Genomic DNA, 20,949 nt, shown 5'->3' on the forward strand with positions numbered 1-20,949 from the left:
CCGATTAAAGCTGACATTCCTAGAAAAATCATAAACGATTGTATGCGGTCAAAAAACCATAATATCCCGTTTAATAATTCTAATATAGCCTCCAATATATAATCCCCCCTAGTAAGTAAGCTCTTTATTTTCTGCGTTAGTCATATGTTCCTACAGTCCCGTCGGTCGTTATAAAGTGCCAGTTTCCAATGTTAGGCTCTCCATCAAAAGTGACATTACATTCAAAGTCCATTTGTTTTTTATCTAACTTACAGGATATCTCTTTCACTTGGCTTAAACGGCCTTCCGCCTCTAAATGCTCTTTGATTCTTTCGATAGTTTGATAGCGTTCAATCGGGGATCCGAATTTCAGGTAATAGATAAATCCACCTATTACTAGAAGAATGATAACAAATAATCCGAAGAGAATTCTGCGGTTTCTTTTCTCTCTTTTGGTTAAATACCCATCAATAGCCGGCATTATTTTTTTCTCTCTTTATACCCAACTGAATCGCTCCTACGAAACTCAGAATGGTCATCATCATCATTTCTGTTTTATATCCGTCATACAGTATATCGAGTCCACCTAATATCGTAAAAACGCCAAACGTTATAAACCACCCTTTATTGACTTTCATTTTTCTTTTTCCCATTTTCTATATATATCCATGCGTAGTAAACAAGCCAGAATAAAATAGGAACAATTAACGCCAGATGGTAGGAGCCTTCGGGTAAAATGAAAAGTATAATCAGTCCCACTATGACAAACGGAGGCAGGAGAATGAAATATTTTTTCCAATCGGTTTTATTCATCGTCTTCCTCTTCTTCTAATTCCGGATCAACTGATCCGATGTTTTCCAACATTTCTTCAATAAGATTATCTATATTTATTTGCTGTAAGTTTAAATCGTTATCAATGTTCAATGATCTGAGTTCTGTTTTCAGCGACACAGTATCCCCCTCTTCCTACAACATCTTCTTCAGCAATCCTGCCCCGTTAGGTTAATAGCTTCAACCAAAAAGATTAATCCTTCTTGGATCAACGCTCCTGTTAGTGTGTTATTCAAAATCACGTAAGTTATGTAGTACCTCTTCACCATCTTCTGATTTGAATACTAATGTAGATTGCAACGCATTTTGGTGGATCATTTCTAATATTTCTTCGTTCGGTAACAAAGGTATAAGTGGATTTTGTTCTTTAGCTCCTAAAGAGTAAGCAATGGAAAACTCTATTTCATCATCATTTAATGTTACTGTACGTTGAGCCATATAATCAGCGTTAGTTCCTGCCTTATTTTTTTCAAGGTCAAAAATATTTCGACCAACATTTTCTTCAAGTAATTCTTTTAAATTAGTAGAAGGTTCTACAAAAAAATCAAATTCATTAAAAAGTTGATGAAACTGCTTTGAACTCATTAGTATAGGCTTTTGCAAGGTAAAAGAGTAATACAACGACGTTGGTGTTACATATTTTCCATCTTCTTTACCATCAACATTTATCTTACCAATAATGGATTCATCTGTAACAATCGAAACATTAACATTATTTAGATTATCTAGTTTTTGATTAACCGAACAAGAAGCCATAATAATAGACAACACAATACACATAAACAAAACACTAACCGCTTTCATAAAATATCTCCCCTTATTCATTTTCTAAAACCAAATAACCTTGTTCAACTCCCTCCCAAAATTAGTAATTATAATTTGTTCCAAACCGGGTAAGCGAATAAAAGGGTTTTCCTCATTGAAACGCCATCTTAATATAAATAAATTTCAATCATTTTTCTCTATTAATCTAAATAGGTCTGAATAAAAAAGTTCTATCGTATCCCGGGTTTCTATATCGTTATATATTGTAAGGTTATACCCTTTTCCCTGAATTAAACCGGATGCATAAGGCATGCCTTTTACAAAGTCTCCTTCACCACGATATATATCATCGGTTGTAAATGGTACTGAGTTATGTGCTCCGATAAAAATAATTGGTATTTGTATATCGGTATAAATCTTTGAATACTTATTTTTAGAGGCTTCGGCTAATTGATCATTCATTATAAAAATGGCATCCAGTTTTTTATAATCGTTTTTGATTAAATCATCAAAAGTTAAGGATTTAAATTTTATCCTCTCATTTTCTATCTGCGTTGGAGCATCTCCTATAATGCCAATCACTAATTGTTGGCCAGTGTAAGGATTATGAGGAATTATAGAACTGCAAGCTGACGTAAAAGTAAGTACAATCAATAAAACAAAAAATATGTGTATAACAGATTTACTCATTATATCTTTCCCCTTCACCTATTCATTTTCGCATTTGAAGTCCATTAGTTCTTATCCTTTATAATTAAATATTAACATAATCTTCCATATGTTTATTCACAAATTTCTAAAAAATATTAAAGCCACAACTATAACCCCCTTCAATTCTTGCGTTGTAGAATTTATTGGAAATAACATTTATGAATAAAAAATGGTTGGTTAAATATTTAACCAACCACAATAAGACCACACACTTACATTTTTCTTATTAAATTTGTTCACAATTTGTACACAGACTTAATTTATTTGATTGAATTTAGTTAATCTGACTTTATACCGAACTCCGGGAAACCGTTGATATACCTGAATTTATTGTTTCATTTTAAATCTATTTTATGAATTTAACACTTGAACCCCTTCTGGCAGCGTAGAGGTCAGGGGTTCGAGCCCCCTATGCTCCATATTCCGAAACCCTTGTGTGGAAAGGGTTTTTTCTTTTTTCTGTTTCCCACTTTCCGCCTCAAAACTTCCTTTAATTCACACAGGTTCACACCTGTTCTGAAGTATCCTTTGGATTTTTTATGTTTTTGAACCTCTTTCGCAAGGATTACGAATTGCCTCTCTATCAGCATCTTTTTATTACGTGTATCCATGCTTTTTCCCCAGCCAGCGACCTTCAGACCAAGACAAATATTTGTTTCATATAAAAATCATTGCAGGTTCATGATGTTTTTTAAAAAATATGTAATAGAAGAAAATTGCAGGTCCATTATTCATGGAGTTCAGACTTCTAAGTTTGTACCTTTGTATGGTAGAACTAAAAACCCGCACAGTTTCCGAAAAAAATAAGCGGGTTTTTAGCGTTCTTCTAATTCACTCCGATGTCTCAAGGGTTGCCTCGACTTCCGGACTAATTTCCATGTGAGGATAGTTGATTTGTTCCCTGAATTCTACCCAGTCGAGATTTGCCATCAAAAGCAGGTAGCGTTTCCCGCTGGATGGGTCGCTGATGATGATGTGGTCACGGCCAGCTGTTTCCACGCGTCCCTGATAAACCATTGCATTCCATCTGCTGTTCCCTTGGTAAGTAAAATAGAAGGTACCAACCTTTCCTTTATTGAAGCGCAGGATATTTTCGATAAATGATTCTTCCACCACGCCTGTCGGTAATTGCTGCCCAGTCCCCATAGGAACCACCGGGACGGAATATGCCGGTCCAGAAGGCATATCCATAGGGAAGCTTCCTAGTTGTTGTGCGGTCCTATCCTGAATCATGGAAGCCGGATAATAATCAGGAAAATAATACGTCGGATAATAACTAGAGTCTCCATATGTCATATGAAGATCAGCTCCTTTTTTATTTATCGATAAAACTCTGGGCAATAGCCCGGTACACCTACATAGAAACAATGATTTTTGTGCGCAAAATCGAACTGCGTCATGGGGGATCTTGGCATCGTCGCGGCACAAGGGGCTCGGAATTTTTTCCCTGGACTGGGGTTGAAAAACCACAAGCTCATTCTGGCCCGAGGTTCCCTGTAACCATGCAGCAAATCCCTGGCCCTCTGGAGGTCAGCTTCGTCAGGTCGTTGTGTATACAAAGTTCCGTTTAAGACGGGCTCGAAATGAGGGATATCAGTTCCAGGTATAGTTTGATAAATCGCATGCCTGATATTGCGTAAATTTTTGAAGTCCGGAGCACAGTCTGCCTCGACCCGATTAGCCACAACAGATCCTACCATACTCATCCCTTGGGCTCCTTCACCGATCGCTTCCGACAGCATGAGCCTAGCTAACGAATCCACGTCACGGGAAGTATGTTTTATTCGACTACCCATATTCTCACCCCCCTTTTAGCCTATACAAGTAACTTATTGCCTGAAGTTGGTTTTGGCAACTTGCCTACCAGCCCAAACTTGGGGAATTCAGTCAAAAAAAAAAGCCCTAAAAAAGAGCGTGAAATGGCTAGTTAATCATCAAGAGAAGAATGGTTCTTGGTATTGGCGTTGGGGTATTTGTTATATTTATGGCACATGGGCTGCTATCACCGGAATGACATCCATAGGTGTATCTTCAAATGACCCTTCTATTCAAAAAGCGTTGAACTGGTTAAAGAAAATTCAAAATCCCAATGGCGGCTAGGGAGAGTCATGTAAAAGTGATATAAACAAAACCTATACCCCATTAAAAGTCAGTACCGAAACGGATACTAGCTTGTTTATTGTCCTGATTGCATTTTATAATTTCTTACTATCATTCCAGTGGATTTAATCATTCCAAACTCTTCGTAGTAAGGTTGGAGGTTTTCATCACACGTTAAATCAATCATGTAAAGATTTTCAAGTTCTTTTAGTATCCGTTTTACTAACTCCTTACCAATCCCTTTATTTTGATATTCAGGTAAAACCTCAAGGAAGGGAATGTAAGCAGATAATACACCATCACTTATAGCGGTGATAAACCCTATTACTTTATTTGTTTGTTCATCAATTGCAATGACAAATTTATCACTATTCTTCAATAATTTTAAATGAATTTCCGGATTAGGCGGATTTAACCACCCTACAAAAAAACCTTCTAACATATCCGCAGAAATATCGTTAATCGCAGTTTTATATAACATATTACCGACTCCTTATCTGAAATTTATATTGTACAGCTTCAAATAAGTGTCAATATAGTACAGTAACATTAAAAAACCTCCAAACTTTAGCGAATATAGTTAGCTTTCTATAAAAACTCCAAAAATCCTTTAAAAAATCATTTAGTACCTGAATACAATACACTGCTAGTTTTGATATCTGTTTCGATTATTAGAAATAGATCTATATAAGAAGTAAATGACTAATAAATTTAATATTAATAACATCAGTACGCTTGTTACTTCCATTCGATTTCACAAGGGCACTGTTTTACCTTTAATCTATTTTTCTTATCAGCATTTTGAAAATTCACAGCTTTTTATATGGTCATTCACAACTCCGATAGCCTGTAAATAGGCATAAATAATAGTAGTTCCAACAAATTTAAATCCTCTTTTTTTTAAATCCTTGCTAATCTGATCACTAAGTGCTGTATTCGCAGGGACTTCACTATGGCCTTCCCAACAATTGATGATCGGATTTCCATTCACGTAACCCCATAAGTAATCACTAAAACTGCCATATTCTCTTTGTACTTCTTTAAATGCTTTGGCATTAATAATAACAGATTCCAATTTTTTACGGTTGCGAACCAATCCTTCGTTTTGCATAAGCTCGTCGATTTTCTCTGGCCGATATTTCACAATCTTTTCAACATCAAAACCGTCCAATGCTGTCCGATAATTCTCACGTTTCTTTAAAACCGTATACCAACTCAATCCTGCCTGAGCACCTTCTAGAATAAGAAATTCAAACAACGTTTGATCATCATAAACAGGAACTCCCCATTCCACATCATGATAGTTAATATACAATGGATCTTCATTAACCCAGCCACAGCGTTTTACCATAAGGCAATCCCCCTATTATTTTGCATATGGTCCAAACTACCAAATTTTAATAAACTTGTATTACACTCATTTTATATTAGAAAGCGTGGAAGGCAAATGAAGGATGTACTCATTTTAGGAGGATCCCAGTTTTTCGGGAAGCTTTTGGTCAATATGTTATTGAACTAAAAAAGAAGCACCAGCGGATACTTCAAGTTGTCCCGTAGTGCTCTTTTTATTGGTTAAAGCTGTTTTTACCTTTTGATAATGCCCTCCGGTCACTTGCTAGTGGCGGCTCTTCTAACCATCCTTTTTCTATCATGAGATTTGCTCCGTCTTCGGCGAACAAAGCCAGTTCAGCCGTAAGAGCAGAATATTTTAGGGCCAGATCTCTTCTTGAAGTAACACTTAGAGCAGTCCCATAAAAGGCGATCGCAATTTGAGTAGATAATTGTACCTGATACATCATCAATTTGTCAGAAAAAGGGGATACAGTCGAATTGGTAACAAATGATTGCCATGACATGGGTGAATTAAGTTTTTCTTCCTGAAATATCGAATGAAAAACATTTATATGCTTATTGGATATATCCATTCCTCTGTTTATGTATTGTCTTACCTTTTTTGATTGGGCCACTTGACTAAAGCCAACCTTTAGTGCCACGTGTACATTCATTTTTTTCATATTAAACGTTATATCACCAATTTCCATAGCCGTTAACGGGCGGCGTTTACCAAACCAGCCTGTCATGAAGTTTTGGTGATTAACAAAATCAATTGAATTAGGAGGCGATATGACTGGCGGACGGGAGAATAGCCCTTTAGTCAGCAGCATATCCATTATTTTTTCGTAGAGGTTCATAACTTCCGAATTACAGTCAATGTAGTATTTTCTTAAATCGTCACGGATTGATGTACTTATGGAAAGTGCATAACCGGTAATCCCTTGCAGTGTCATAATATACATATAGTTCAGGTAAAAGGGATCCTGAAAAAGCCTTGGAGCATGGATATCTACATCTTGCTCTGTAAAACCTTGCGGAAACGGAAAGTTTTCACCCTTAAAAAATTCCTTAATTTGTTTGACATGTATTTCTGAATACTCTAAAGCTATCTTGTAAATATCGATAATATCATTATCTTCTATATGTTCAATTGCATATTTAATAAAACAAATTGACATCGTATCAAACATATATTGGGTCCAAAGACTAGAAATTTCGGGAGCTGTCAGCCTAGTCCTATTTCTCTCCATATTCCCCCTCCTTCTGTCTATTTTTTATAGATTATCCATTTTTAGACATACTATTCCTAAATTGTATAAATTTAATAAAAGATAGTTGTAACATTACCAGCGATTCTACAAAACTAGTGTTTTTTCATAACACCGTGTGACAAATTTTTTGAGTTTCTTCTTTTATAATGATGAAAAATGGCTTTTAGGAGACGATTATGGAAAGAACTGAAAGTATTTATCAAATTAATAGTGGTGTTCATGAATTGGACAAGACTAGTACTGATCAGGTAAGGTTGGATGATTTATGTTTTTTTCGTTTTATTGGGGGCAACTCTAGTGAAACGGATGAACTAATTAACGAACTTCGTGCGTTAAAGGAAAAGCATGATGTGTTAATTGGAATCTTCCGCTTTCCATTTCGCTTTGAGGGTAAAAGAAGATTTCAGACGGCTACTACCCAATATTTTAGGATGAAAGAAATATGTGATGCTGTTATTTATTTTCATAGTGATGCCCTTATGGAGATGATTGATAAAAGTACTACAATTCGTGCGGCCAATTTAACTTTTAATTCGATTGAAGAGCACATGATTAATGCTGTGAAAAACATCATTGAAGAAACTGGAGATGTGAATATTGACTTTCAGGATATAAAGACTTTTATCAATAAAGATAAGGGACCATTATTTATACATACAGTTGAGGGAGATTCTTTTGATGAACCTTTGAAGGATTTAATCTCAACACCTTATCTGCCTAAAGATTTTACAGATGCTAAGCAGCTTATTATTAATATCGGGTATACAAGAGATGTCGATATGGAAACATTTCGCCAGATTAACTTAAGGCTTCATGACCTTTTTTCAAAGGCAGATCTTTTCAAAATCGGCTCATATTTTATTGACGAACCGGGGAAGCACTTCAAAATTACTCTATTAGTAAATGGCATCAGTGATCCAATCGATACTCCTAATAATTATAAGAAGCTGTCTAGATTCAAGGACTTATTAATAAAATTTCAAAGATTGACTGAAATAGGAAGAAGAAGATTTAAACTATTGAGGAACTGACCTTAGAGCGGTCAGTTCTTTTATTTAATAATGAAAAGATTAGGAAGTCTTTACACAGTAAACGATATATCATAAAGAACTACCGCCGCTCCGCCGAGCATTTTATTTTGAGTCCAATGATTAAATTGATACTATAAATTTCGAATCTGTTTTATGAAAGGATACGTTACAATGACAAATATACAAATACCCGTTTCTGTTTTAAACCTCGCCCCTATCCGTGAAGGGCAAGGGCCAAAGGAAGCAATTGATGCAATGGTGGATTTGGCGCAAGCGACTGAGAAAATGGGTTATACACGTTATTGGATTGCTGAGCATCATAATACAGCAACACTGGTGAGTTCAGCGACTGCTATCTTAATTAAACATACATTAGAACATACAGAACACATCCGAGTTGGGTCCGGAGGGATAATGCTCCCAAACCATTCTCCACTTGTTGTGGCAGAACAATTTGGTACGATGGCAACAATTTATCCTGACCGGCTAGACTTGGGTCTAGGACGTGCACCTGGTACTGACATGTTAACGGCCAGCGCACTCAGACGTTCAAAAAATGATTCGGTCTATACATTCCCTGAGGACGTCAATGCACTGTTACAGTATTTTGGCCCTCAGGAACAGCAGGGTTATGTCAAGGCTTATCCAGGTGTGGGTACCAATATTCCAATATATATTCTCGGTTCGTCGACCGACTCAGCATATTTGGCAGCTCAGTTAGGCTTGCCGTATGTATTTGCTTCCCACTTTGCACCAAGATATATGGAGGAAGCAATATCGATTTACCGGAAAAGATTCCAGCCATCCCAATACTTAGACTCTCCTTATATGATGGTTTGTCTAAACGTGATTGCAGCTGAAACGGATGAAGAGGCTCAATTTGAATCAACTACCATGCAGCAATTTTTCTTAAATGTTGTTCGCGGTTCTCAAATGAAATTAAGACCGCCTGTTGAAAGCATGGAGCACATCTGGAGTCCAGCTGAACAAGAAATGGCCCAAGCAATGACCAGCGTTACCTTTATGGGTAGTAAAGATTCGATCAGACAACAGTTAAAGGATTTCCAAGATAAATATAATGTCGACGAAATCATGGCTGTCACTTATATTTTTGATCCGGAAAAACAAAAACGTTCTTATGAAATATTGAAAGAAGTAGTTGATGGAAGGTAAAGATGAAAGTAATTACTTCTGTTATGTACCATAACAGCATACGGACAGTGAATGAATATCACTGTCCGTATCATTCTTACTTCTGTTTTATTTCATTGGGTGAAGCTTCTCCCACCCCTACATGAACACTGGAGGATGGCTTATGCATTTCTTTGTGAGCCTTATCTTTCAGTTGATTAGAAAGTTTTTCACCTTCAAGTACGGCCTTTCGCAATTCAGATGCGTCCTCTATCTCTTTGCTTGTAATCGCATCTGCTGCACTAGTTGCACCCTGCATGACTTCAATATGCGTGCCATCTGTCGGCATGAGTTCATACCAGGTTGCCAGAGAACGGTATGGTTCTGGTGCCTCCTGACCCTCTTCACTCAGATGTGCAACTTCATCCACAGAGCCAATTACCTCACTTCTAAATTTGTTTAATTGATTTACGACTTCATCGAATTTAGCTTCCTCTTCTTTAGATAGTGGTACTGCAAGAGACTTTCCAAAAATCCAGCGAAGCGCATGGTGCTCCATCCCGACTCTGATAGGTAAATACAGCTTTGCCCAGCTAGCGTTAATAAAATCTGATGGATCAACTGTTGGTTTCCGAGTCTCTCCACCCGACCACCAGCTTGGATAAGCAACAAAAGATGCTCTCTCCCAATCAAACAATCTTTGCCAATAATCAATTTCCCAAATCTCATCCCGAACTCCTGCCGGGAAGTATTTTTCAATGACTTGACTTACCATCTCATTGACAGGACTAAGCGTTTCAACCATTCGCTTTTCAAAAGCATCAGCTTCTTGATTTGCTGAAGCTATGGCAGCGTCTCTTTCATCCTCCCACTCCTTTAGCCTTATCCGATAATCAGCTATTGCGTCATTATATGCTGTATTCTCGGCAGTCTGTTCCGAGACGGTAACTTTTTTATAGAATGAAGCACTAATTTGCACTTGAATTCCAGGACCAAAGAGCCAAGATTTCGCACCAATGTGGACGGTAACGCGTAACACCTGTCTCCCGCTTCCATCTAGAGTAGGGGTAGGCATTCCGACAATCCATCTGCTCACATCCTTTTGCTCACGGCGAGTGATAATATTAATGCCGACTTTCGATACGTCTCCGTCCCAAGTAAACTCTGCATCATAAGGAATATCAATCTCATATTCAGCCCGCATATCACCGGTAACTCCCCATTTATCTGCTTCAACGATTTGCGAGTGAAAAATTTTGGTCTCATTCTTGGTTGAAGTTGGTGAATCAGCTGTACCAGGTGCTGGAGGTTCTGCCGGAGGAGCAGGTAACCGTTTTTGCGCCTCGTCAATGATATATTGTCTCCCCTTACGGATCTTCTCGAAAAATGTCAGGGCGGGATCTTTAATGCTTGGGGCCCAGCAAAGCCGCGCTCCATAACGCTCCTGTGTCATCTTTAATCGTTGAAGAACCTTGAAATAATGTAAAGTTACGGGTGTAGTTCGGTTTGGGTTTCGAATTGTTCGTTTTGAGGTTGATTCAAAGCTTTGCTCGCTTACAATACGGAACATTGTCTTGTGCTGGGTCCGATATTTTCCAGCAACTTTGGAGCTTGCAGTCTGACTGTCCTTAACAGAACGTCTCATCGTTTCTTGATGTGCTTCTGTAACATTTCTTGTCTCATTTATATTAAACTGAGCATTTACTTGCCCATACATGGTTTCTGGAGATGCGTACTGAGCACCCAATCCCCAGGTAAGACCCCAGGAATCAGATCTGCTCTTTTGTCGTTCAAAGCCCTCCTGGATCTCAGTACTGTATGTACTGGACAATTCAACATCGAATTGGTTTTCCTGCTCATTTTGTTCCTCGAATGTAACCTCCTTTTTCGTAAAAGTCTTCTGTTCTAGGGTTACTTCCTCATCAGGGGCTAAACTTAAGGAATATACGTGCTCTCCCAACCCAAAACCTACTGGACGGATTCTTGTGCGATCCAAAAATAGAAAACCAATCTCTGATTGGAGTAATCCTGAAATAAACTCTAATTCTTGCTGACTTAGGATAGTTGGCTTCACATATTTCTCTAATAGCAGTTCTTGTCTGCCTGGATATTTAATTTGATCTAATAGAGTCGTAGTCTCTGATAGTTTCTCGGTTACGGATGTTAGCAGCTCTCGATTGGCTCCCCGTATCTTTGGAGTCAGAACTCCTAATTTATCTTTTACTTCAATTAACGATCTTCCGATTTCATTCGAGTTTTGATCCGAAACTTTTAACTTTAAGAATTCTGGGTTCGTTGAAAGAGTTGATTCTAACCGCTCTTTTGCCTCATCCATCGCATTTTTTGCCCATAATTCCGGATAGCCAATATCCTTTAGAATATTTTGTAAGCGAGTTAGGTCCAAGTCTCCATTATAATGTACTTCTAATAGTTTTTGCTTATTATAAAACGGTAAAAGCGGTGTACGGGCATCATCGAATGTAATTTTTAGCGGAACAAAATAGTTAGAATACACAAATCGGTCCGAGTACTCTGTTTTAAACGACATAACTTCTTCACTTATGTCGGCAACGTACTTTTTTGACATTTTGTTTCCTCCTCTTTAAGTCGAAATTGGTTAATTAGCAGATATTGCATCTGCTTCTTTTTTAAATAATCTTGCAAAGCCATCGTATAACATCTCTCGAGATGAGACTTGCCATCCGATCCCCAGGGCTTCTTCTAAAGCTGCCTTTCGAATAACCGTTTCTCGGACTGCGTGCCATGTTAACTTATCAAGTGCCAGTTTCACTTCTTCTGGTGCCTTGCCCTTACCGGCCTTCGCATATTCTTCATCCAATTTGCTCCAGTTCCCATTAAATTTTTTCCCAAGGTCTTCATTAACTTTTTTCCATAACTTTTCAAATTGATCCGAATTCGTTGATGATGTAAAGTCCACATTAATGACATGTTTGATCTTAGGATCCGCTATTGTAAGGTCAGACTGGAGATCTCCTACAGTCGTACTTCCCTTAATCCCAAAATGTTCCTTGAGAAATTTAGTGATCGATTTTTCAGTACGAGCGGCTGCAGTCTTTTCTAGTCCTAAAACATCCAGTACATCATCACGTTTAGCTAGCAGCGAAGCGACAGATTTGTTTAGGCTTTCTTTTGCTCTTGCCAAATCACCTGGTGAAGCACTGTTACTTAAATTAAGCAGTTCTTCCACAATGGTTGATAGTTTTTTTTCAGTCCGGAACCAAGCACCAGGGGCAACTTGTGAGATGACAACTGGGACAAGATGTGCCATCCGCTTGTGGATGAGCAGTCCAAGGTCCTTTGGGTAAAATTTCTGTTTGCTCCGCCGAAGCTCAGTAAAAGATTCATAGGTTATTTTCTGCAGTAGATTTTGAAGGGAGGTATCAATCCGTTGCTTAAGCAATTTAATTGCCTCTGCATTTACTGTTGCTTCCTTTAAAGACAACTTAAGCGAACGTCTGCCTGGTTCTTTGAATAGTTCATCTATTCGGTCCAGCATCTCGTCAATCGCAGCCATTGCTTCCTCCCTTGTAGCACCTACGATTCGTTCAGACATTGAAGCCATTAGCATAGGCTTTCCCTCTTCGAAAACACCAACCATGAAACGGGACGGCATGATATTTCCAGGAAATGCATGCTGATAACATCTGTCAATTATAGGCATTAAGGTAATGTTATTATGGACTAGAAATGCTCGCCCTTCCTTGAATAGTTTTCGTAATACTTCCGGTGGAAACATTGTCCTTAGAACATCCAATCCAACAGTAGGAATTTCATCAATAACATTTCTTCCAATGGACAATAAGAGCTTTGCCATATCTGCAATAACCTCTTGTGATTTTGCTGCTGTGCTTCGTAACGACCTAAACATGAGTGGTGCATGTTCCATCGCCTTTTTCCCGGTAGCTTGAAGGAGTTTCCCCAAGGCTCGAATACCCGTTAATAGTTGCCATAAGTCACCAGCAATCCTGCCCAGATGGCGTCCGGCATCAAATGGTTCATGGTTTTCCAGGTGCTTCTCAAACTCAACGTTCCACTCTCTCCAAGTATTCACAACTTCAGAAGGGAGGCGGGATATGTCCAGTTGTTCTACTAAACTATCAAGGAGCTTGCCAATCATTTCAGCCTGGTTATGTATGTCCGTAAGTCCTGCATCAGGGTCCGTAACTAACTTTTTTATTGTTCTCATCTGGTATTGGGCCAACTTTAATAAAAGCTTGCCCATTTCAATAATATCCACCACAATCGTCGCAAACGATTCTCCAATTCCAACAACGCATCCTGCCAACAGGCCGGCCGTTTCACTCCCATCCCAGTCCCTGTAATAGCTAATTTCAATATTTTCAACACCTAGCGAATTTAAATAGGAACGAAGCTCTCCATTTCGGTCTACCGTAGAACGAGTTAGATCAAAGAATCTTTCAGTGTACCCTCGTTTGGCTAAAAGTGAAATAAAATCGCGGATATTACTTGCATCAATATGTTTTTTTAGAAAAGTTAGGATTCTATCATGTGAGATCCTAAGACTGAATCCATCTACAATCCAAAATTCCACATATAAAACAGCCATTTCTGCACGCGGGTCAATCGTACGCTGACCAAATACCTGACTTAGCGTTTCATCAGGAATCGCCGGTACGATATACCTATTATCTGGATCAATGACAACCATTCTGCTTTTTCCATTCATCGTTAAATGTTCACCTCCTTAGTCTTAGTCTATAAATCTTGGTAAAATAGGAATGCTTAAAAGTAGTCCAATTGGCTACATTGGAAATTATATGTAGTGTTGGAAATCTATATTAATGACCATTTTCCTATTTCACTAAGGAAAATAAAAAATCGACATGTAATGGATAGTCCATCTATCATGTCGATCTCACTGTTTGATTTATTTTACCTGCCATTGGCAGGCAGACTCACTTCTACACATGTTCCTTTATTTAGCTGGCTGCAGATTTCCATTTTCCCGCCATGATTTTCTACGATTCGAAAACATACCATTAAGCCGAGCCCCGTCCCATCCTCTTTCGTCGTATGGAAGGGTTCGCCGAGTTTTGGAATTTGATCCTCAGCAATCCCGATACCTTGGTCGATTATGGAGATACAAACCAAACCTAGATCCAGTGTTTTCATTCTAACAATTATCTCACCGCCATCAGGCATCGCTTCTATCGCATTTTTCAATAGATTGATAAACACTTGTTTCAATTGGTTTGGTTCACACTTAATCGCCAGGTAATCAATTTCATAGTCTTTAATGATTTGAATGTTTTTATAGTTCGCTTGAGCTTGCAGTAAGGAAATAATATTGTCCAATATCTCTATTATATTTTTCTGTTCAAAACTAATAACCTGGGGTTTGGAAAGAATCAAAAATTCACTGACGATTTGGTTAATCCGATCAATTTCGGTTAACATGATTTCGCCATATTCTTTTTCTTTATCAGAAATAAGCAGCTGGATGAACCCCCGAAGTGTCGTTAATGGATTGCGTATTTCATGAGCTACTCCTGCTGCCAATTGTCCTACGGCTGATAGTTTTTCTGATCTTCTTATCATTTCTTCTGCAAGCTTTGATTCTGTAATATCCTTGGCAATTTCATATGTCCCAATAAAATGATTATCTGAAGTAATCGGAATCATTTTAACTAATATATCTCTTTTTCTTCCATCCCTGTGTTCGATTGCAATCGTAAATTCCTGAGGATACCCTTTTTTAACCTTCCGATAATAACTTTTATGCCGATTCAGGTATTCAGGTAAAATAATGTCTTCCCACTTCTTCTGTTTCAGTTCTTCCTTTGTATATCCGCTTAATTTTTCGGTTGCCTGATTGGCATCTATAACTCTCCCACTGAGATCTAATGTAAAAATCGGATCAGTATTATAAAAAAACAAAGATTTAAATCTTTGCTCGGTATCTTCTAATTGTTTGACTAATAATTTATTGACCTCTTCCTCTTTTTTCTTAAGTTCCTTTGCAAAATACTTGGCTTTATCGTATTGTAAGCCGCACCACCAACTCGGCGGAATGAAGAGAGCATTTAAAACCCATTCCATAATGGGAATATAGCCGAGTAACAAATAAGAATTTATTTTAAAGATGATTCCTGAAAAAAGGACTAACCCAACAGCCCAGACTCTTCCTGTATACTTCACTATACTTATCTCCTAACACGGTAAAAACTTCACTTCACATAGTACCATAATCATAGAGCAATACGTAGAGAACATAAAAAAACTCCAGGCTGTAGAAAAACTTTCGATAGCCTTTTATTTTGTTTATTGACTTTAACAATTCACCGCGTTAATTTATTATAATATCATTCATGTATAGGCAGTCGAACAGGGTGTTGATTTGCACTCCAGGCGCTTCGCTTTCCGCGGGCGTGCCGGGGAGCCTCCTCGGCGCTTTGGCGCCTGCGGGGTCTCCCCTGCCCCGTACTCCCGCAGGAGTCTTCGCGCCTTCCGCTCCAATCAACATGGCGGTATCAATACAGTTCTTCAACTCAAACAATAAATAATAAAATAAGTGGTGAATACAATGTTTAAGCCAAAAGAGTCAAGCCAAAGTGAATATGAATTTGTTTCTATTATTAGTTCCAGACGACCACCTGCTTCGTTTGATCGATTAATATATTGATTTTTCGTTCCTTCTTGAAAAAGTCCGTCCTTATTATAGCGATAATAACGGTCGTCCTACCGTTCCTCTTATTCTCTTTAAAATGATGTTTATTGGTTATCTTTGTGGCATTCGATCTGAACGACAATTAGAAAGGGAAAAAAGAACAAACGTTGCCTATCGCTGGTTTGTAGGCTTGAAATTTAAGGACGCAGTTCCACATCACTCTACGATTAGTTGGAATCGTCAACACCGTTTTAAGGATACGAATATTTTTCAAGAATGATAAAGATCGAGATCTATACATTTGCCCTAATAATCAAGAATTAACATATAGAACAACTGCTCTTGAAGGTTATAAAGAATACAAGTCTGATTCAAAGAAGTGTCGTAACTACCCACTACTATCCCAATGTACACAGTCAAAAAATAAGGTAAAAATGGTAACACGACATATATGGGAGGAGCACAAGGAAAAGGTCAGGTTAAATCGCTTATCTAAATCGGGAAAAGTGCTTTATAAATTTAGAAAAGAAAAAATTGAGCGAAGCTTCGCAGACTCAAAAGAGCTGCACGGGCTTCGCTACTGCCGGTTACGGGGATTGAAGAAGGCAAGTGAACAGGCTCTCCTTACGGCAGCCTGCCAAAATATAAAAAAGATTGCAACACACTTGGCAAGGTTAGAAAATGCGTTGCAATACATTAGGTTGATTATCCCCTGTTGATTGGAGCGGAGGGCACTCGACTCATTTCCACTGCCTTATTAAAATCTATATTGTAGCAGTGGAAAGTGGGATAGAGAGGTCACTGGAGACCCCGCAGGCGCCAAAGCGCCGAGGAGGCTCCAGGACCTCCCCGCGGAAAGCGAGTGCCCGGAGAGGAAATCAACAGGCCAGTTCGCATAGGCTATGAAATAATAAATCGTAAATTAGACATAGACAAAATAAAAAATTGCCGAGAAACCTTTTTCGACAATCTGACTCCGCTTTTAGCGGAGTCACCTTTAATATGTTACAACTACTGTCTTCTTCGGAAGCTCTAAGCTTTCTGATTCAATCGTAATAGTTATTTCTTTACCTGTTCCTGGCTGACCTGGCTCTTGAGCACCAATAGCTTTAAGATTTAAAAATCCATTTCCTTGTGCTCTTTTATCTAATCCTAAGTCTTCTGTTTGTTTGACTAATTGAGCATACAGCTCTGCTTCAGTTAGCTCCCTGCCAAATTCCTGTTCAGCAATAATTTTGATTAGAGCTGCTGCACCGCTCACATGCGGAGTCGCCATGGAAGTTCCGCTCATTTTAGCATATCGTCCGCCTGGATAGGTTGAAATAATTTCAACCCCTGGAGCCACCAGATCAATTTCATCATTGGTGTTAGAAAACTCAGCAAGATTTTTATTTAAATCTACTGCACCGACAGCCACAACTTCCGGATAGGCACCCGGATAATCCATTTCATCGGTATCATCGCGGCCATCGCCGCTATTTCCGGCTGCGCAAACTACTAAAATATTATTTTGCACCGCCTTTTGAAGAAGCCTGTGCTCCTCTTCATCAGCAGGTCCGCCAAGAGACAAGGAGATGACAGAAACCTTTTCTTTATTTGGACCTCTCCAATTGATTGCATACTCCAGCGCTGCATTGATCCATTCGAGATTTCCTGTTCCATCCGCATCTAATACTTTTAATGCGAGTATGCTAGCTTTTGGAGCAACCCCTACTACACCATCATCATTTAAGCTTGCAAGAATCGTACCGCTGACATGTGTTCCGTGTCCATTATCATCATGGTAATCTCCGGCTCCTGTAAAATCCTTACCATCAATAATTCGATCCTTCAAGTCAGGGTGTTCTTTATCAATTCCCGTATCCAGTACAGCAACGACAATTCCTTCCCCGTACTTTCCTTTTTCCCATGCTAATGGGGCCTGAATCAAATCAATCCCTTCTGGAATGCTTTCTTGTTCCATCTTCTTGTCCAAAATCTCTAGAACTGTGTAAGGAATCAACCGCTTTTCTTTCGCCATTAGATTTTCCCCTCTCTAGATATTTTTTCGGAGCTACTCTAGCTGAAAACATCGCTACCCCATCAGACTGCTAGCCCATCGCTCTTGTCCATCAGCATGTTGCAAAAGGGTCTATTCCCCCTTTTTACTAATATATCAAAATCTTTCTCAATAATTGATAGAAAACTGAAAATTCAGTTCTTTTGTCATAGAGTTCCGGTAGCAACAGCTGTCTTTTTCACTACTTTTTTAGCAGAATAAACGGAAAAATCACCTCCCTTTTGAGGTGATTTTTCTATTGTTCTTTATTTCAGAAGCTTAAACAAAAAAGGAACATCCCCTAACCAATAAATCAAAAAGGCCATAATAACTACTAATAATAAATAAATGGCGAACGCAATGTATTGCTTTTTGGATTCCTCCATATCATCACCCGAAAGGTAGGATTCCCAATTTATCGCACGTTATCCTTTCTTGAATATGGAGGTATAAAAGAAATTAATCTTCTAATCAACGGTTCGCAATCTTTAGACTGTTCCCCTATAAAACCTTGCTCAGAAACAGTTTTGTCCGTTCTTGCTGCGGGTTTTCGAATAACTCTTTTGGCACATTTTCTTCGACGATGTAACCCTCGTCCATAAAGATGACACGGTCACCTACTTCTTTTGCAAAGCCCATTTCGTGTGTAACGACGACCATCGTCATTCCTTCTTTGGCCAACTGTTTTATGACTTCTAATACTTCCCCGACCATTTCAGGGTCTAGCGCAGATGTCGGTTCATCAAACAGCATAATTTTCGGTTCCATCGCTAGGGCTCTTGCGATCGCAACCCGCTGTTTTTGTCCGCCCGAAAGTGAGTCGGGATAGGCATTTTCTTTTTCTACGAGTCCGACTTTTTTCAATAGCTCGCGTGCTTTTTGAGCCGCTTGTTCCTTTGTGACCTTTCTAACTTTTATCGGCGCAAGCATGATATTTTCTAATACGGTTTTATGCGGAAACAGATTAAAACCTTGGAAAACCATCCCTACTTCTGTCCGTACTTTATTGATGTCCACTTTTTTATCGGTTGTATCGACACCTTCAATAAAGATACGGCCAGATGTAATCGTTTCTAGCTGATTGATACATCTTAGAAAAGTTGACTTTCCTGACCCAGATGGTCCGATGACAACCACAACCTCTTGTGGTTCAATCGATACATTTATATCTTTTAAGACTTCATGATTACCAAATGACTTTTTTAATTTCTCTACACGGATCATTCTGTTTTCAGCCTTCTTTCTAGCAGATTTAGCAAGAAGCTAAGACCTATCGTAAGGATTAAATAGATAAATGCTGTAGCTAAGTACGGCTCCCAGACCTTATAGTACTGGCTTACCATGGCACGGCCCCAATACATTAACTCTGGTGTTGCGATTACAGCAAGCAAAGAAGAATCCTTTAATAGGATGATAAATTCATTGCCAAGCGGAGGAATCATGCGTTTGAAAGCCTGCGGCAAAATGATATGACGCATCGATTGGCCATGGGTAAAACCTAAAGAGCGGGCGGCTTCCATTTGCCCGCGATCAATCGATTGGATCCCGGCCCGGAAAATTTCCGCAATGTAGGCTGCTGCATTAAGCGACAATGCAAGAACCCCAGCTAATATCCCATTTGTTTCTCCAGTAAAAAAGGGAACAACTCCAAAGTGTATTAGAAAAATTTGTACGAGTAAAGGCGTCCCGCGAAAAACAGTAATATAAAAAACAAACGGAAAGGCCAATACCTTGTTCCTCATAATTCGCCCTAACCCTATTAACAGTCCTAATACAGTACCTATCAGAATTCCGGCTAAAGATAGACCTAATGTAAGCAATGTTCCTTCTAATAATAATGGCATATATTCAATAATAATGTCCCAACGGAAATTCACTAGACATCCCCCTTACATCTTACGAAAGCACAAACATTCAAATTGAAATCTTATTAACATATGATCCTAAACTAAGTGGTATATCTTTATGAATCATGATTTTAAATAAAACTGCGTAACTTTAATGGAAGTTACGCAATTTTATTTGTTATTTAATTATTGTTGTGATTGTAATGTTTCAATATCCGGTTCAGAACCAAACCATTCTTGATAAATCTCAGCATACGTTCCGTTTTCAAATACAGTATTAAGGGCTTCATCAAATTCAGCCTTCAATTCGCTGTCTTTCGGGAACAAAATTCCATAGAATTCTAGTTCAAATGCGTGGGTATCTTCCACTACCTTAAGTCCCTGATCTGGGTTATTAGCGACATATTCTTCGATAACTGTGTTATCAGCCACAACTGCAGCTGCCCCGCCTTGGAGTAATTCTTGAATGGCGAGATTGTTATTATCGAATTTTTTGATATTCGTATTGTTTTTACCAAGTAATCCTTCCACTGCTGCATCACCAGTTGTTCCCCCTTGTACAGCAACAACCTGGTCTTTGAGATCCTCGGCAGATTGAATATCACTATCTTCAGGCACTAAGATCTTATTAGTTGAAAGGAAATAAGGATGTGAAAAATCATAGGATTGTTTTCTTTCCTCAGTGATCGTGATAGCAGATACTGCTAAATCTGCTCTTTTAGACTCAATTTCGACGAAAATCGGATCCCAGCCAACATTTTCAATTTCTAGCTCGTATCCGGCTTCTTCAGCAACTGCATTGATAAAATCAATATCAAAACCGACAATTTTATCACCCTCGAGGGATTCAAAAGGAGCATAAGCTGCATCTGTAACCACCCGTAATGTTTTAGTTTCAGGTGCGTTATCGCCTTCTGCTCCGGAACCTGATTGTGTGTTTTCATCTGCGGTCCCGCAAGCAGCTAAAAGCAGCATAAGTGATGTAATAATGGAAAAAATAAAATATGGTTTTTTCTTCATTTCATGTTCCCCTTCCTATTATTTTAAGCTTCCTTCAAGAAGCACTACTACTTTAGTAATATTTTTTTATATTTAAACTATACGGCATCTTGTTTACTTATGCAATACTCACTTTAGTGCATTAAATTGGTATTATATTGAAATAACAAAAGGATATCGATTAAAATCAATAGTGATGAGTTTTGTCAATATAAAATAATATTATTCAGAATATTAGATTAGTAAATTATTATTCACAAA

General features: G+C 38.4%; 22 protein-coding genes and 1 pseudogene. 4 read left to right on the forward strand and 19 right to left on the reverse strand.

The window, feature by feature from the left end; genetic code table 11:
• Window positions 1-136 precede the first annotated feature (136 nt).
• The 9 genes from CRO56_RS19505 to CRO56_RS19535 all read right to left on the reverse strand — a co-directional run bounded on the left by CRO56_RS19505 (window position 137) and on the right by CRO56_RS19535 (window position 4,083).
• Window positions 137-460, reverse strand: a complete 324-nt coding sequence (locus CRO56_RS19505; RefSeq protein WP_097160305.1) for a DUF3139 domain-containing protein — start codon at window positions 458-460, stop codon at window positions 137-139.
• Window positions 447-617, reverse strand: coding sequence for a hypothetical protein (locus CRO56_RS23030; protein WP_179714371.1), 171 nt, complete (start codon window positions 615-617; stop codon window positions 447-449). The genes CRO56_RS19505 and CRO56_RS23030 overlap by 14 nt, the downstream gene beginning before the upstream one ends.
• Complete coding sequence (locus CRO56_RS19510; protein WP_097160306.1) at window positions 604-792, reverse strand: hypothetical protein; 189 nt, start codon at window positions 790-792, stop codon at window positions 604-606. Before CRO56_RS19510 ends, CRO56_RS23030 begins: the two co-directional genes overlap by 14 nt.
• On the reverse strand, window positions 785-931 hold the full coding sequence (locus CRO56_RS23035; protein WP_179714372.1) for a hypothetical protein: 147 nt from the start codon (window positions 929-931) through the stop codon (window positions 785-787). The genes CRO56_RS19510 and CRO56_RS23035 overlap by 8 nt, the downstream gene beginning before the upstream one ends.
• 108 nt (window positions 932-1,039) lie before the next feature.
• Window positions 1,040-1,615, reverse strand: a complete 576-nt coding sequence (locus tag CRO56_RS19515; protein WP_097160307.1) for a hypothetical protein — start codon at window positions 1,613-1,615, stop codon at window positions 1,040-1,042.
• Between the two features lie 144 nt (window positions 1,616-1,759).
• Window positions 1,760-2,266: a hypothetical protein gene (locus tag CRO56_RS19520; protein ID WP_097160308.1), complete on the reverse strand. Its 507-nt coding sequence runs from the start codon at window positions 2,264-2,266 to the stop codon at window positions 1,760-1,762.
• A 413-nt stretch (window positions 2,267-2,679) separates the two neighbouring features.
• Window positions 2,680-2,898 (reverse strand): hypothetical protein, encoded by a 219-nt coding sequence (locus CRO56_RS19525; RefSeq protein WP_097160309.1) that lies wholly within the window; start codon window positions 2,896-2,898, stop codon window positions 2,680-2,682.
• Between the two features lie 220 nt (window positions 2,899-3,118).
• Complete coding sequence (gene gerQ / locus CRO56_RS19530) at window positions 3,119-3,520, reverse strand: spore coat protein GerQ (RefSeq protein ID WP_425427235.1); 402 nt, start codon at window positions 3,518-3,520, stop codon at window positions 3,119-3,121.
• Window positions 3,521-3,606: 86 nt separating this feature from the next.
• The gene (locus CRO56_RS19535; protein WP_097160310.1) at window positions 3,607-4,083 is read right to left on the reverse strand and encodes a cell wall hydrolase; all 477 of its coding nucleotides are present in this window, start codon (window positions 4,081-4,083) and stop codon (window positions 3,607-3,609) included.
• 52 nt (window positions 4,084-4,135) lie between these two features.
• Here CRO56_RS19535 and CRO56_RS19540 point away from each other — a divergent pair, with 52 nt between their 5' ends.
• Window positions 4,136-4,387 (forward strand): hypothetical protein, encoded by a 252-nt coding sequence (locus CRO56_RS19540; RefSeq protein ID WP_425427230.1) that lies wholly within the window; start codon window positions 4,136-4,138, stop codon window positions 4,385-4,387.
• A 76-nt stretch (window positions 4,388-4,463) separates the two neighbouring features.
• Here CRO56_RS19540 and CRO56_RS19545 read toward each other — a convergent pair whose 3' ends face one another.
• The 3 genes from CRO56_RS19545 to CRO56_RS19555 all read right to left on the reverse strand — a co-directional run bounded on the left by CRO56_RS19545 (window position 4,464) and on the right by CRO56_RS19555 (window position 6,972).
• Window positions 4,464-4,868, reverse strand: coding sequence for a GNAT family N-acetyltransferase (locus CRO56_RS19545; RefSeq protein ID WP_097160312.1), 405 nt, complete (start codon window positions 4,866-4,868; stop codon window positions 4,464-4,466).
• Between the two features lie 312 nt (window positions 4,869-5,180).
• A complete protein-coding gene (locus tag CRO56_RS19550) occupies window positions 5,181-5,738 on the reverse strand; it encodes a DNA-3-methyladenine glycosylase I (protein WP_097160313.1) in 558 nt (185 codons plus the stop codon).
• A gap of 214 nt (window positions 5,739-5,952) precedes the next feature.
• Complete coding sequence (locus CRO56_RS19555) at window positions 5,953-6,972, reverse strand: DUF3231 family protein (protein ID WP_097160314.1); 1,020 nt, start codon at window positions 6,970-6,972, stop codon at window positions 5,953-5,955.
• A 197-nt stretch (window positions 6,973-7,169) separates the two neighbouring features.
• On the opposite strand from CRO56_RS19555, the gene CRO56_RS19560 reads away from it, so the two are divergent.
• Complete coding sequence (locus CRO56_RS19560; protein WP_097160315.1) at window positions 7,170-8,024, forward strand: FtsZ/tubulin family protein; 855 nt, start codon at window positions 7,170-7,172, stop codon at window positions 8,022-8,024.
• 171 nt (window positions 8,025-8,195) lie between these two features.
• Window positions 8,196-9,197, forward strand: a complete 1,002-nt coding sequence (locus CRO56_RS19565; protein ID WP_097160316.1) for an LLM class flavin-dependent oxidoreductase — start codon at window positions 8,196-8,198, stop codon at window positions 9,195-9,197.
• Window positions 9,198-9,273: 76 nt separating this feature from the next.
• Here the strand turns inward: CRO56_RS19565 and CRO56_RS19570 are convergent, their stop codons facing one another.
• The 3 genes from CRO56_RS19570 to CRO56_RS19580 form a co-directional block, all read right to left on the reverse strand.
• The gene (locus tag CRO56_RS19570) at window positions 9,274-11,742 is read right to left on the reverse strand and encodes a hypothetical protein (protein WP_097160317.1); all 2,469 of its coding nucleotides are present in this window, start codon (window positions 11,740-11,742) and stop codon (window positions 9,274-9,276) included.
• A 30-nt stretch (window positions 11,743-11,772) separates the two neighbouring features.
• Complete coding sequence (locus CRO56_RS19575) at window positions 11,773-13,863, reverse strand: hypothetical protein (protein ID WP_097160318.1); 2,091 nt, start codon at window positions 13,861-13,863, stop codon at window positions 11,773-11,775.
• Window positions 13,864-14,069: 206 nt separating this feature from the next.
• Window positions 14,070-15,335 carry an ATP-binding protein gene (locus CRO56_RS19580; RefSeq protein WP_097160319.1) on the reverse strand — a complete coding sequence of 422 codons (1,266 nt, stop codon included), beginning with the start codon at window positions 15,333-15,335 and terminating at the stop codon, window positions 14,070-14,072.
• 385 nt (window positions 15,336-15,720) lie between these two features.
• Here CRO56_RS19580 and CRO56_RS19585 point away from each other — a divergent pair.
• A pseudogene (locus tag CRO56_RS19585) lies at window positions 15,721-16,523 on the forward strand (transposase).
• A 278-nt stretch (window positions 16,524-16,801) separates the two neighbouring features.
• On the opposite strand, the gene CRO56_RS19590 reads toward CRO56_RS19585, so the two are convergent.
• The 4 genes from CRO56_RS19590 to CRO56_RS19605 all read right to left on the reverse strand — a co-directional run bounded on the left by CRO56_RS19590 (window position 16,802) and on the right by CRO56_RS19605 (window position 20,709).
• The gene (locus tag CRO56_RS19590) at window positions 16,802-17,824 is read right to left on the reverse strand and encodes a S8 family peptidase (RefSeq protein WP_097160320.1); all 1,023 of its coding nucleotides are present in this window, start codon (window positions 17,822-17,824) and stop codon (window positions 16,802-16,804) included.
• Window positions 17,825-18,343: 519 nt separating this feature from the next.
• On the reverse strand, window positions 18,344-19,066 hold the full coding sequence (locus tag CRO56_RS19595) for an amino acid ABC transporter ATP-binding protein (protein WP_097160321.1): 723 nt from the start codon (window positions 19,064-19,066) through the stop codon (window positions 18,344-18,346).
• The gene (locus tag CRO56_RS19600) at window positions 19,063-19,719 is read right to left on the reverse strand and encodes an amino acid ABC transporter permease (RefSeq protein WP_097160322.1); all 657 of its coding nucleotides are present in this window, start codon (window positions 19,717-19,719) and stop codon (window positions 19,063-19,065) included. The genes CRO56_RS19595 and CRO56_RS19600 overlap by 4 nt, the downstream gene beginning before the upstream one ends.
• 156 nt (window positions 19,720-19,875) lie before the next feature.
• Window positions 19,876-20,709: a basic amino acid ABC transporter substrate-binding protein gene (locus CRO56_RS19605; protein WP_097160323.1), complete on the reverse strand. Its 834-nt coding sequence runs from the start codon at window positions 20,707-20,709 to the stop codon at window positions 19,876-19,878.
• Window positions 20,710-20,949: the final 240 nt, after the last annotated feature.

This window comes from Bacillus oleivorans (genome assembly GCF_900207585.1).
Classification (GTDB): Bacteria; Bacillota; Bacilli; order Bacillales; family JC228; genus Bacillus_BF; species Bacillus_BF oleivorans.

Bases quoted from the DNA above. Each gene is read 5' to 3' on its own strand.
- CRO56_RS19525 (WP_097160309.1), bottom strand. From the start codon at position 2,898: ATGGATACACGTAATAAAAAGATGCTGATAGAGAGGCAATTCGTAATC.
- CRO56_RS19520 (WP_097160308.1), bottom strand. From the start codon at position 2,266: ATGAGTAAATCTGTTATACACATATTTTTTGTTTTATTGATTGTACTT.
- CRO56_RS19515 (WP_097160307.1), bottom strand. From the start codon at position 1,615: ATGAAAGCGGTTAGTGTTTTGTTTATGTGTATTGTGTTGTCTATTATT.
- CRO56_RS19605 (WP_097160323.1), bottom strand. From the start codon at position 20,709: ATGAAGAAAAAACCATATTTTATTTTTTCCATTATTACATCACTTATG.
- CRO56_RS19550 (WP_097160313.1), bottom strand. From the start codon at position 5,738: ATGGTAAAACGCTGTGGCTGGGTTAATGAAGATCCATTGTATATTAAC.
- CRO56_RS19535 (WP_097160310.1), bottom strand. From the start codon at position 4,083: ATGGGTAGTCGAATAAAACATACTTCCCGTGACGTGGATTCGTTAGCT.
- CRO56_RS23030 (WP_179714371.1), bottom strand. From the start codon at position 617: ATGAAAGTCAATAAAGGGTGGTTTATAACGTTTGGCGTTTTTACGATA.
- CRO56_RS19565 (WP_097160316.1), top strand. From the start codon at position 8,196: ATGACAAATATACAAATACCCGTTTCTGTTTTAAACCTCGCCCCTATC.
- CRO56_RS19590 (WP_097160320.1), bottom strand. From the start codon at position 17,824: ATGGCGAAAGAAAAGCGGTTGATTCCTTACACAGTTCTAGAGATTTTG.
- CRO56_RS19575 (WP_097160318.1), bottom strand. From the start codon at position 13,863: ATGAATGGAAAAAGCAGAATGGTTGTCATTGATCCAGATAATAGGTAT.
- CRO56_RS19545 (WP_097160312.1), bottom strand. From the start codon at position 4,868: ATGTTATATAAAACTGCGATTAACGATATTTCTGCGGATATGTTAGAA.
- CRO56_RS19570 (WP_097160317.1), bottom strand. From the start codon at position 11,742: ATGTCAAAAAAGTACGTTGCCGACATAAGTGAAGAAGTTATGTCGTTT.
- gerQ (WP_425427235.1), bottom strand. From the start codon at position 3,520: ATGATTCAGGATAGGACCGCACAACAACTAGGAAGCTTCCCTATGGAT.
- CRO56_RS19505 (WP_097160305.1), bottom strand. From the start codon at position 460: ATGCCGGCTATTGATGGGTATTTAACCAAAAGAGAGAAAAGAAACCGC.
- CRO56_RS19555 (WP_097160314.1), bottom strand. From the start codon at position 6,972: ATGGAGAGAAATAGGACTAGGCTGACAGCTCCCGAAATTTCTAGTCTT.
- CRO56_RS19595 (WP_097160321.1), bottom strand. From the start codon at position 19,066: ATGATCCGTGTAGAGAAATTAAAAAAGTCATTTGGTAATCATGAAGTC.
- CRO56_RS19510 (WP_097160306.1), bottom strand. From the start codon at position 792: ATGAATAAAACCGATTGGAAAAAATATTTCATTCTCCTGCCTCCGTTT.
- CRO56_RS19560 (WP_097160315.1), top strand. From the start codon at position 7,170: ATGGAAAGAACTGAAAGTATTTATCAAATTAATAGTGGTGTTCATGAA.